Source organism: Micromonospora sp. ATA51, assembly GCF_016802855.1.
GTDB classification, from domain to species: Bacteria; Actinomycetota; Actinomycetes; order Mycobacteriales; family Micromonosporaceae; genus Micromonospora; species Micromonospora sicca.
In genome coordinates, this window is the sequence record NZ_JAEVHJ010000225.1 from 1 (window position 1) to 11,081 (window position 11,081).

The 11,081-nt window shown below is 71.6% G+C and carries 8 protein-coding genes and 2 pseudogenes; 3 read left to right on the top strand and 7 right to left on the bottom strand.

What is annotated here, in order from left to right; genetic code table 11:
* Positions 1-195 (bottom strand): annotated as a pseudogene (locus tag JNW87_RS26995) (hypothetical protein); the annotation flags it as partial.
* 195 nt (positions 196-390) lie between these two features.
* On the opposite strand from JNW87_RS26995, the pseudogene JNW87_RS27000 reads away from it, so the two are divergent.
* Positions 391-819 (top strand): annotated as a pseudogene (locus JNW87_RS27000) (TetR/AcrR family transcriptional regulator); the annotation flags it as partial.
* Here JNW87_RS27000 and JNW87_RS27005 read toward each other — a convergent pair.
* The 4 genes from JNW87_RS27005 to JNW87_RS27020 form a co-directional block, all read right to left on the bottom strand.
* Positions 806-2,794 (bottom strand): glycoside hydrolase family 13 protein, encoded by a 1,989-nt coding sequence (locus JNW87_RS27005; RefSeq protein ID WP_238454654.1) that lies wholly within the window; start codon positions 2,792-2,794, stop codon positions 806-808. The pseudogene JNW87_RS27000 and the gene JNW87_RS27005 overlap by 14 nt on opposite strands.
* A gap of 218 nt (positions 2,795-3,012) precedes the next feature.
* Positions 3,013-3,936, bottom strand: a complete 924-nt coding sequence (locus JNW87_RS27010) for a sugar ABC transporter permease (protein WP_109804660.1) — start codon at positions 3,934-3,936, stop codon at positions 3,013-3,015.
* Entirely contained in the window at positions 3,933-5,573 is a 1,641-nt protein-coding gene (locus JNW87_RS27015; protein ID WP_109804661.1) for an ABC transporter permease subunit, read from the bottom strand. Before JNW87_RS27015 ends, JNW87_RS27010 begins: the two co-directional genes overlap by 4 nt.
* On the bottom strand, positions 5,573-6,823 hold the full coding sequence (locus tag JNW87_RS27020; protein ID WP_109804662.1) for a maltose ABC transporter substrate-binding protein: 1,251 nt from the start codon (positions 6,821-6,823) through the stop codon (positions 5,573-5,575). Before JNW87_RS27020 ends, JNW87_RS27015 begins: the two co-directional genes overlap by 1 nt.
* A 198-nt stretch (positions 6,824-7,021) precedes the next feature.
* On the opposite strand from JNW87_RS27020, the gene JNW87_RS27025 reads away from it, so the two are divergent.
* Positions 7,022-8,101 (top strand): LacI family DNA-binding transcriptional regulator, encoded by a 1,080-nt coding sequence (locus JNW87_RS27025; RefSeq protein WP_109804663.1) that lies wholly within the window; start codon positions 7,022-7,024, stop codon positions 8,099-8,101.
* 222 nt (positions 8,102-8,323) lie between these two features.
* Positions 8,324-9,961 carry a glycoside hydrolase family 13 protein gene (locus tag JNW87_RS27030; protein ID WP_109804664.1) on the top strand — a complete coding sequence of 546 codons (1,638 nt, stop codon included), beginning with the start codon at positions 8,324-8,326 and terminating at the stop codon, positions 9,959-9,961.
* 166 nt (positions 9,962-10,127) lie between these two features.
* On the opposite strand, the gene JNW87_RS27035 is transcribed toward JNW87_RS27030, so the two are convergent.
* Positions 10,128-10,571 carry a hypothetical protein gene (locus tag JNW87_RS27035; protein ID WP_109804665.1) on the bottom strand — a complete coding sequence of 148 codons (444 nt, stop codon included), beginning with the start codon at positions 10,569-10,571 and terminating at the stop codon, positions 10,128-10,130.
* Positions 10,572-10,664: 93 nt separating this feature from the next.
* Positions 10,665-11,081 (bottom strand): transposase (locus JNW87_RS27040; RefSeq protein ID WP_238454655.1); only part of this gene is annotated, 417 nt, incomplete at its 5' end.

Genomic DNA, 11,081 nt, shown 5'->3' on the forward strand with positions numbered 1-11,081 from the left:
GGCGGCGGCGACGCGGCCGGCCAGTTCGGCGGTCGCGGCCGCCGGCCCGGCGGACGGCGACCGGCAGGTCGCGCGGCCGCCAGGTGGGCCTGGCGGCGCCGCGAAGAGGGGTACGAGCAGGGCCTGCGCCACCACCGCCAGGGCGGCGAGCAGGACGGCCAGCAACCAGGGCGACCGGGTACGGACGGCTTCCATGTCAACTCCTAAAACGAACGCTCGTTCTCTTTAATGGCAGACTGCCCCTTCTATCGCCCCGCCGTCAAGAACGAACGTTCGCTTTATACTTTGCTCGTGCCACGCGTATCGGACGAACACCTCGCCGCCCGCCGCCAGCAGATCCTCGACGCGGCCCGGCGCTGCTTCCTGCGCGACGGCTTCCACAACACCTCGATGCAGGACGTGATCGCCGAGGCCGGGCTCTCCGTCGGCGCCGTCTACCGCTACTTCCCCAGCAAGAACGACCTGATCACGTCGATCGCCCAGTCCGTGATCGGCGGGGCGGACGAGGTCTTCGCCGAGTTGGTCGCGGTCGAACCGCCGCTGCCGCTGGTGGAGGCGCTGGACCGCGCGCTGTCGTACGTCGACACCCAGGCCGGGCCCGACGGCGTGCTCCCGCTGGCCATCCAGGTATGGAGCGAGACGCAGCGCGACCCGGCCCTCGCCGAGTTCGTGAAGGCCACCTACGCCGGCTTCCGCCGGCACTTCGCCGCGCTGGTCCGGCGGGCCCAGCAGGTCGGCGAGGTGCCCGCCGACGCCGACCCGGAGGCGGTCGGCGCAGCCCTGTTCGCCCTGGTCCCCGGCTACTTCATGCAACGCATCCTGACCGGCGCCCCCGACCGCCACACCTACCTGGCCGGCGTCCGAACCCTCCTCGCCCGGCCGCCCGCTGAGCCCCCGCGATCTTGCAGATTGCGCCCGGACGAAAGGCATGAAAGCCGCGGAACGTGGGCCCAAAGCGCAAGATCGCGGGAACGACCGGGGTCAGGTAAGGCGCCAGACCTGGAAGGTGGGGCCGTCGGCGGGGAGGGTGACCGCGCCGTCGGGGTCGGGGCGCAGGGCGGGGGGCGTCGCCGTGGACGTTCTCGCCGGCGGGCAGGCCGGTCAGGCGGACCGGGGCGCCGGGCGCGCGGCGGGCCAGCACCAGCACCGAGCCGGTGGGCGCCTCCCGCAGGAAGACCAGGGTGTCCGCGTCCGCGTGCACCCAGCGCAGGCCGCCGTGGCGCAGCGCCCGCTCGCCGCGGCGCAGCGCCAGCAGCGACCGGTACGCGGCGAAGGTCCGCTGGTCCCAGCTCTCCGGCCGGCGCCACGGCATCGGGGTACGCGACCCCTCCCCGTTGGTGCCGGTCAGCCCCAGCTCGTCCCCCGCGAAGATCACCGGGGTGCCCGGCATCGTGGCGAGCAGGCCGGCCGCTACCTCCTGCCGGGCGGCGTCGCCGACCACGGTCCGGATCCGGGCCGAGTCGTGCGAGCCGAGCAGCTGCCACGAGTGCACGTACGCCCGCCAGGAGATCAGCGACCGGTAGGTGTTCATGGTGGCCAGCACCGCACCCGCGTCCCGCCGGGCCACCCCGCCGGGAGTGCCGAGGAAGTTCGGCACCGGGGCGGCACCGTGCCGCAACCAGGACCAGACCGGGTCGGTGAACCCGACGTAGTTCATCGTGCCGTGCCAGCCGTCCCGGTCCAGGTCACCGGTGTGGTCGTGGCCGTGCTCGGCGAGCAGCAGCCCGTCGGGCCGGGTGTCGGCGACCACCTCGCGCAGCAGCCGCGCCACCTCGTGGGTGTACGCGTCCGCGCCCCGGCGGCCGGTCATGTTGGCCACGTCCACCCGCCAGCCGTCCAGGGCGTACGGCGGGCGCAGCCAGCGACGCAGCAGCGAATCCGGGTCGGTGGCGAAGCGGCGACGCAGCTCGGCGCTGCCCCAGTTCAGCTTGGGCAGCGACTTGACCCCGTTCCACGACTCGTAGTCGCCGGTGGCCTCGTCGAAGTAGTACAGCTCCCGCTCGGGTGCGTGCACGTCGGAGGCGGCCCGGGTGAACCACTCGTGCGCCTCACCGGTGTGGTTGCTGGTGATGTCGCCGAGCAGCCGCCAGCCTCGGGCGTGGACCGCGTCGGCGAGCCGGGCCAGCGCGGCGTCGCCGCCGAGCAGCGGGTCGACGGTGTCGAAGCTCGCCGCGTCGTACCGGTGGTTGGAGCGGGCCGGGAAGATCGGGGTGAGGTAGACGGTGTTCACGCCGAGCCGGTCCAGGTGGTCCAGCCGCTCGGTGATGCCGTCCAGGTCGCCGCCGTAGAACTGGTACGGCGTCTCCGGCCCGCGCCCGATGACGGGGGTGTCCCAGTCGCAGGGGATGGCCCAGTCCGGCGCGGTCCGGCCGTCGGCGGCGCCGGAGCGGGCGAACCGGTCCGGGAAGATCTGGTAGATCACCGCGTCCCGGGCCCAGGCCGGCGGCGGGGCGTAGCTGACCAGCTTGAAGTCGCCGCTGTCCGGCACGTCGTGGTCGACCAGGCCGGCGGCGTTCAGCCAGCGGTAGCCCTTCCGGCCGGAGAGCATGAACCGGTAGTTGCTGATTGGGTTGCGGACCTCGACGTCGGCCCGCCACCACACGTCGCCGCCCGCGGTGCGGTCCACGGTGGCCTCGGCGAAGCGCGGCTCACCGTCGCCGGTGGTCCGGACGTGCACCTGGCGTACGTCGGCGTCCTCGGGGACCCGGACGAAGACCGGCACGGTCTGCCCGAGCGCGGGGTCCTGCTCCGGGACGTACCGGGCGGATCCGTCGTGGTGCGGCTGCAGGGACATGGCGGGACCTTTCGCGTCGGTCGGACGGGGAGAGAGGGGTCGCCCGCCGCGGCCGGTCTCCCGGCCGCGGCGGCCAGCCCGTGACTGCTCCGGTGTACGTCGGACGCCGACGCCCTTGCCGCGCAGCTCGCGTGGGGCGCCCGCCGGTAACCCGGCGGCACGCGTGCGGAGTGGCGCCACTCTCCTCACGCACGACGGCGAGCGGCCACCTATCCGATTTATCCCTTGACTGCTCCCGCCGTGAGGCCGGAGACGATGTAGCGCTGGAGAAGCTGGAACACCAGCACCGTGGGGACGGCGGTGAGCAGGGTGCCCGCCGCGAACATCCCGAAGTTGTTGTTGCGCTCACCGGCCACCAGGCCGAACATGCCGACCGCGAGGGTCTTCGACTCGGTGTTGGTGAGGAACACGTTGGCGATCAGGAACTCGTTGATGGTGCCGATGAACGACAGCAGCGCGGTCACCGCCAGGATCGGCGCCACCAACGGCAGCATGATCCGGAAGAAGACCTGGGCGTGCGTGGCGCCGTCCATCGTGGCCGACTCGTCCAGCTCCCGGGGCAGCGTGTCGTAGAAGCCCTTCATCAGCCAGGTGTTCACGCCGAGCGCCCCACCGAGGTAGAGCAGCATCAGCCCCCAGGGAGTGTTGAAGCCGATCGTCGGCCACAGATCGGTCATCGTGGTGAAGATCAGGAAGATCGCCACGATCGCCAGGAACTGCGGGAACATCTGGATCAGCAGCAGCGACAGCAGCCCGACCCGGCGGCCGGAGAAGCGCATCCGGGAGAAGGCGTACGCCGCCATCGCCGAGAGGAAGATCGACAAGAACGCGGCCAGCCCGGCGATGAGCAGCGAGTTGACGAACCAGTGGGCGAACGCGGTCCGGTCGAACAGGTTGGCGAAGTTCTCGAGCGACACCCCACCGGTCGGCACCAGGTCGGTGGAGGAGAGGGTGCCGCGCGGGTTGAGCGCCGCGGAGAGCACGAACAGGATCGGGAAGAGGCTGAACGCCACCGCCAGCACGGCGACCAGGTGCCGCCAGCCGACCTGGCGGAACCAGCGGCTCTTCCGCCTGCCCTTGGCGTTCCGGTTCGCGGCCGGAGCGCCGCCGGTCGCGACCGGGGTACCGGTGAGTGAGGTCACGAGTACACCTCCTCCTGCTTGCGCGTACGCCGGAAGCTGATGGCCGACACGGTCGCCACGATCGCGAAGATGAAGATCGAGATCGCCGCCGCGAAGCCGAACTGGGCGCCCTGGGCGCCGAAGGCCAGGCGGTACGTGTACGTGATCAACAGGTCCGTCGCCCCGACGGTCGGATTGTCGGCCGGGAACGGGCCACCCTCCGTGGTCAGGTAGATCGCGTTGAAGTTGTTGAAGTTGTACGCGAACGACGCGATCAGCAGCGGGGAGAGCGCGACCAGCAGCAGCGGCAGGGTGACCGCCCGGAACGTCTGCCAGGGTGAGGCCCCGTCGACCGAGGTGGCCTCGGTCAGCTCGCGCGGGATCGCCTGCAACGCGCCGGTGGCCACCAGGAACATGTACGGGTAACCCAGCCAGAGCTGCACCAGCAGCACCGCGGCGCGGGCGGACCAGGTCTCGCCGAACCAGTCGACCCCGAGCCCGAACAGGTTGTTGACCAGGCCGAAGTCGGTGTTGAACATGTCCCGCCAGACCAGCAGCATCGCGAACGACGGCATGGCGTACGGGAGGATCAGCAGCACCCGGTAGAGGTTGGTGCCCTTCATCCGGGGCGAGTGCAGGGCGAGCGCGATGGCCATGCCGAGGAGGAAGGTGAGGCCGGTGGAGCCGATCGCGAAGGCGAAGTTCCACACCAGCGTCCCGAAGAACGGCCCGGAGATGTTCGGGTCGGTCAGCACCCGGTTGAAGTTCCGCAGCCCGACGTTGACCTGCCAGCCCTGGGCCAGCCGCTCGCCGTCGGCGGCGACGAAGGAGCCGGTCGCCTCGTCGGCGGTCCAGGTCTTGCCGGTCTCGCTGTCCTTGACGCAGTCGCAGCCCGCGTCGTACGCCCGGATGGCCTTGCCCTCGTAGGCGCGGGACAGGCCGTTGGACCGGATCGCGCCGCCGGAGGTCGGCACCACCAGGTCGGTGATCTCGGGGCTGCGGGCGCTCGCCTGGCCGAAGTTGAGGATGGTGTAGCCGTCGGCGGCGGTGACCTTGCCGGTCGGGCTGACGGTGATCTGGCCGGCGTCGAGCCTGCGCACCCCGGCCGCGTCACCGGCGGAGACCTCCCTGGTCCTCGGGTCGGTGAGCAGGAAGACCAGCGGGCCGGCGGTCGGGTCGCCCTTGGTGGCGATGGAGAGGGAGTACTCGGTGGAGCCGGGGACCTGCTTCACCGAGGAGCTCTGGATCGCGACGATCGCGTCGTCCTTGCTGCCCCGGTGGCCGTCGCCGAAGTTGGTAAAGGCGGTGCTGGCGGTGTAGAGCACCGGGAAGACCTGGAAGGCGATCAGGAAGAGCGTGCCGGGGACCAGGTACTTCGCCGGGATGTGCCGGCGGGTCAGGTAGAGGTAGCACAGACCGGCGGTGGTGACCGCCAGGATGGCCAGCCCGACCCACAGCTCGGCCTCGATGAGCGGGAAGGCCGCCCAGATCGCGATCCCGGCCACCAGGCCGAGCAGGACCACCTTGACGACGAGGCCGGTCGCGGTGATCGGCGCGTGGTTCCGCGCGGTACGGGACTTGCGCGGGAGCCCGGAGCGAACGGGCTCCCGGCCCGGAGCCTGCGTGGCAGGTTCCGGGCCGGACAGCGACGTGCTCATTACTTGATCTGACCCGCGATGGTCTTGCCGGCGGCGGTGATCGTCTTGGCCGGGTCGGCGCCACCGATGACGGCGGCCTCCGCCTTGCCGAACGGGTCCCAGATCGCGGCCATGGCCGGGATCGCCGGGAGCACCTGGCCGTTCCTGCCGGCCTCGGAGAACTTGGCCAGGTCCGGGTCGGTGCCCTTGACCTGGTCGAAGGCGGCGGTCAGCGCCGGCGGGCGCGGCTCGGCCTGGTACAGGGCGACGGCCAGCTCGGGCTTGGTCACGTAGTTGGTGACGAACTCCTGGGCCAGGGCCTTGTTCTTGCCCTTGGCGGCGACGTAGAACGCCTGGACGCCCACGAACGGCTGGGTCTCCTTGCCACCGGCGAAGCCGGGGACCGGGGAGATGTCGTACTTGATGCCGGCCTTCTTGGCGTCGGCGATGGCCCACGGGCCGGAGACCAGGAAGGCGCACTTCTTGCCGGTGAAGGTGGCGATGGAGTTCTCGCCGGTGATGGAGCGCTTCAGCGCACCCTCGCCCTTCTCACCCAGCTTCGCGATCTTCTGGAAGGCCGCGATCGACTCCGGCTTGCCCACGCCCAGGTCCTTGGGGTCGTAGTCGCCGTTGGCCGTGGTGCCGAAGAGGTAGCCACCGCCCGAGGTGTACAGCGGGTAGACGTGGTACGCGTCGCCGTTCTGGCCGGACTGGAGGCAGAGGATCTCGCTGGCCTTCTTCTCGGCCTTCAGCTTCTTGCCGGCGGCGACCAGGTCCTCGATCGTCTTCGGGGCCTCGGGGGCGAGCTCCGTGTTGCGGATGAGGGCGACGTTCTCGGTGGCGTAGGGGACGCCGTAGAGCTGGCCGTTGAAGGTGACGGCCTTGATCGCGGTCTCGTTGAAGCCGCTCTTCTGCTCGGCGGCGAGCTGCACCGGGTCGATGGCGCCGTTCTGCACCAGGTTGCCGATCCAGTCGTGCGCGCCCACCACGACGTCCGGGCCGCTGCCCTGCTGCGAGGCGGTGACGAAGTTGGTCTGCAGGTCCTTGGAGACGGCCTGCACCTCGACGGTCACGCCGTTCTCCTTGCCGAACTCCTCGGCGAACGGCTTGAGGGCGGCGGTCCGCTTGTCGTCGGCCCAGATGACGAGCTTGCCGCTGGCGGCCTTGGGGGATTCCTTGGCGGCCGGCTCGTCCTTGCTGTTGTCGCCGCAGCCGGACGCGGCGAGCGCCAGACCGAGAACGGCGACCACACCCGCGGTACGGATGCGCATCGGTACTCCTGTCGTTGTGGCGGCCCGCCGGGGGAGGGGCGACCCGCCAGTGGAAACGTCGGAAAGTTCTTGCCAACCGGCGCGAGGCTGCCGCGCCGCTGCTGTCCCGTGTTGCGGGGACGTTAGCAAGAGGTTGCAGGGAATGGAAGGGATTGCAGGAGAGTACGCAAGAACTTGCCCTTGAGCTAAAGTGCCGCCATGCGCGCTCGACTGTCCGACATCGCCCAACAGGCCGAAGTCAGCGAGGCCACGGTGTCGCGGGTGCTCAACGACCGCCCCGGCGTGGCCCCCGAGACCCGGCAGGCCGTCCTGACCGCCCTCGATGTGCTCGGCTACGAGCGCCCCGCCCGGCTGCGCAAGCGCAGCGCCGGGCTGGTGGGCCTCGTCGTGCCCGAGCTGGAGAACCCGATCTTCCCGGCGTTCGCCCAGGTCATCGAGTCGACGCTGGCCCAGAGCGGCTTCACTCCGGTGCTCTGCACCCAGACGCCCGGCGGGGTCACCGAGGACGAGTACGTCGAGATGCTGCTGGACCGGCAGGTCTCCGGGATCGTCTTCGTCTCCGGCCTGCACGCCGACACCGCCGCCAACCACGACCGGTACCGCGCGCTGATCGCCCGGCCGCTGCCCGTGGTCATGATCAACGGGTACGCGCCCGGGATCGCCGCCCCCTTCGTCTCCTGCGACGACCGGGAGGCCACCGAGCTGGCGGTGGCCCACCTGGTCGCGCTCGGCCACCGGCGGATCGGCCTGATCACCGGCCCGGACCGGTTCGTGCCGGTGCGGCGCCGGGTGGCCGGCTTCCGGGCGGCGATGCCCCGGCTGGCCGGCGTGCCCGAGGGCGAGCTGGACGAGCTGGCCGAGCTCTCCCTCTTCGGCGTCGAGGGCGGCGAGGCGGCCGCCGGCCGGCTGATCGAGCGCGGCGTCACCGGCATCGTGTGCGGCTCCGACCTGATGGCGCTCGGCGCGATCCGGGCCGCCCGGCAGCGCGGGCTGACCGTCCCCGGCGACGTCTCCGTGGTCGGCTACGACGACTCCCCGCTGATGGCCTTCACCGACCCGCCGCTGACCACCATGCGCCAGCCGGTCGCGGCCATGGCGGTGGCCGCGGTCCGGGCCCTGGTCGACGAGATCAACGGGCACGGTGCGCCGCACTCGGAGTACCTGTTCCGTCCGGAACTGGTGGTCCGCGGCTCCACCGCGGTGGTCCGCCAGCCCGGGGCCACGCCCGCGCCGACGCCGCAGCGCCCGACGCCCCCCGCCCTGGCCGTCCCGGCCTGACCGACCCGGCCCGTCGCCCTTCCGCAATGCGCGGCGGGTCGGCCCGCCCGGCCGCCGGGACGCCGAGATGTGCCGCAACTCGCCCACCGGGCGTCATTCCTTGCGCAAGGAATGCTTGACTCTTGCAACGCCGGCGCGGCATTCTGCTCAGGCAAACGCGCCCACCATCCACGCCCGCGCGGCGTGCCGCCGTCCCGCGCCAGAGAACGGGGATCGTCACCGATGACCGCCGCCACCAACCCCACGCCGCTGACCTCCGACGACGACTGGTGGCGATCCGCGGTCGTCTACCAGGTCTACGTCCGCAGCTTCGCCGACGCCAACGGCGACGGCGTCGGTGACCTCCAGGGCATCCGGGAGCGCCTGCCGTACCTGCGCGACCTCGGGGTGGACGCGCTCTGGCTGACCCCCTTCTACACCTCGCCGCAGATCGACGCCGGCTACGACGTCGCCGACTACCGCGACGTCGACCCGCTCTTCGGCTCGCTCACCGACTTCGACGCGATGATCACCGACGCGCACGCCCTGGGCCTGCGGATCATCGTGGACCTGGTCCCCAACCACACGTCCAGCGCGCACCCGTGGTTCGCCGCGGCCCTGGCCGCCGGCCCCGGCTCGGCCGAGCGCGCGCGCTACCTCTTCGCCGACGGCAAGGGCGAGTCCGGCGAGCTGCCTCCGAACGACTGGGAGAGCATCTTCGGCGGCCCGGCCTGGACCCGGGTGGCGGACGGCCAGTGGTACCTGCACCTGTTCGACCCGGCCCAGCCGGACCTGAACTGGCGCCACCCCGAGGTGCGCGCCGAGTTCGAGGACGTGCTCCGCTTCTGGCTCGACCGGGGCGTGGACGGGTTCCGGATCGACGTCGCCCACGGCATGATCAAGGCCGAGGGCCTGCCGGACGTCGGCTTCAACTCGATGACCACCGGCCAGCGCCAGTCCGAGCTGCTCGGCAAGGGCCGGCTGCCCTACTTCGACCAGGACGAGGTGCACGACATCTACCGCGCCTGGCGGCCGATCCTGGACAGCTACCCGGGCGGCCGGATGGCGGTGGCCGAGGCCTGGGCGGAGACCCCGCAGCGGCTGGCCCGCTACATCGGCCCGGACGAGCTGCACCAGGCATTCAGCTTCGACTTCCTCGACGCCACCTGGTCGGCCGACTCGTTCCGCAAGGTGATCGACACCGCACTGGCCGAGTCGACCATCGTCGGCGCCCCGACCACCTGGGTCCTCTCCAACCACGACCGGCAGCGGCACGTCACCCGGTACGGCGACGGCGAGGTCGGGCTGCGCCGCGCCCGGGCGGCCGCCCTGCTGATGCTGGCCCTGCCCGGCTGCGCGTACGTCTACCAGGGCGAGGAGCTGGGCCTGCCGGAGGTGCTGGACCTCCCCGACGAGCTGCGCCAGGACCCGGCGTTCCTGCGGACCGGGGAGAGCCGGGACGGCTGCCGGGTGCCGATCCCGTGGACCGGCGAGCTGGCCCCGTACGGCTTCGGCCCGGAGGGCAGCGAGCTGAGCTGGCTGCCGGCCCCGGCGACCTGGCGTGCCCTCTCGGTGGCCGCCCAGGCCGGCGTGCCCGGCTCCACGCTGGAGCTCTACCGCGCGGCGCTGCGGATCCGGCACGAACACCCGGCGCTGGCCGGCACCACCGGCGGCGTCACCTGGCTGGAGGCCGAGCCCGGCGTGCTGGCGTTCCACCGGGCCGCCGGGGACACCGTGCTGACCTGCGTGGTCAACATCAGCGGCGCCGAGGTCACGATCGCCGGGTACGGCCGGCCGGTCGTCGCCAGCGCCGACCTCACCGAGCGGGGCGACGGACACGTCCTGCCGGTTGACGCAGCTGCGTGGTTCGAACGGCGCTGAGCCGGGTAACCCGCCATTGACCTGGTCGTCTGTTGTGCCCCGCGCCGACGGGCGGCTGGGCCTACCGACCCCTTGTGGTGGGGGGTGAGGTGGCGCCGGCGCCTCGGGGAGTCCGCTTCCCGCGGCGCCGGTGTCCATCTGGGACGTTCCGCGCCGCTGAGCGCGGTCAGCCACCCTTGCTGGTGAGCAGCTTCGCGATCCGGGCGAACCCGGCGCGCAGCTCGGCCTCGCTCGGCGCGGTGAGCGGCTCCGCCACCGGCTCCTGCTCGGCGGCCAGCTCCAGCTCCTCGTCGATGACGTCCTCGAAGTCGCCGTAGAGGTCGGCCTGGTCGACCTGGGCGGCCTCGTCCTCGGCGGCGATCTGCGCGGCGGCGATCTCGCCCCGGATCTCGTCCGCCGAAAGCGCCGGCAGCAGCGGCTCGACCACCGCCATCAGCTGCTCCTCGGCGACCACCGCCTCGGCCAGGGCGAGCGCGTGCGGCCGCTCGTACGGGCCGCAGACCACCGGCTCCCACTCGTCGGCTTCGCCGAGCGGGCCGAAGGTGATGATCCACGGCAGGCCGAGCATCGGCGAGTCGTCCGGCAGGTCCAGTGTCACGAGAGCGCCCACGCGCTCATCATGGTCGTTCGCGGCGCGGGCGTGGGCCACATTCACCCCAAATGCCGCTTCTTCCCCTGTCGCCCGCATGACATCCGTTTCCTCTCATGAGGCGTTGGTGTGCTCATGATTGGATGTCCTACCTTGCGGTGGGACGGTCCCGGTGTTGCCCGCTTTGGCGGTGCCGGGTTGACGTTTCACAGCCACCGGCCCCGCGAGCGGGGTCTTACGGTCGGCTCCACGTCCGTTTCGCGTCTCCGAGCCACTCCCGGCGACGGTGACCGCCAGGGCGGCCAGGTTCCGTGCGGCATTGACATCCCGGTCCAGGACCAGGCCGCACAGGGTGCAGGTGTAGATGCGCTCGGACAGGGCGAGTTTGGCTCTCACTACGCCGCAGCTCGAGCAGGTCTTCGAGGACGGATACCACCGGTCGGCCACCACCAGCCGCCCGCCATTCCATCCCGTCTTGTAGGCCAGTTGCCGCCGCAGTTCGGCGAACCCGGCGTCGGCGATGCGCCGAGC

What these genes read in the sequence shown, in the direction of transcription:
- JNW87_RS27030 (WP_109804664.1), top strand. Translation starts at nt 8,324, where the DNA reads ATGACCGCCGCCACCAACCCCACGCCGCTGACCTCCGACGACGACTGG.
- JNW87_RS27020 (WP_109804662.1), bottom strand. Translation starts at nt 6,823, where the DNA reads ATGCGCATCCGTACCGCGGGTGTGGTCGCCGTTCTCGGTCTGGCGCTC.
- JNW87_RS27025 (WP_109804663.1), top strand. Translation starts at nt 7,022, where the DNA reads ATGCGCGCTCGACTGTCCGACATCGCCCAACAGGCCGAAGTCAGCGAG.
- JNW87_RS27005 (WP_238454654.1), bottom strand. Translation starts at nt 2,794, where the DNA reads ATGTCCCTGCAGCCGCACCACGACGGATCCGCCCGGTACGTCCCGGAG.
- JNW87_RS27015 (WP_109804661.1), bottom strand. Translation starts at nt 5,573, where the DNA reads ATGAGCACGTCGCTGTCCGGCCCGGAACCTGCCACGCAGGCTCCGGGC.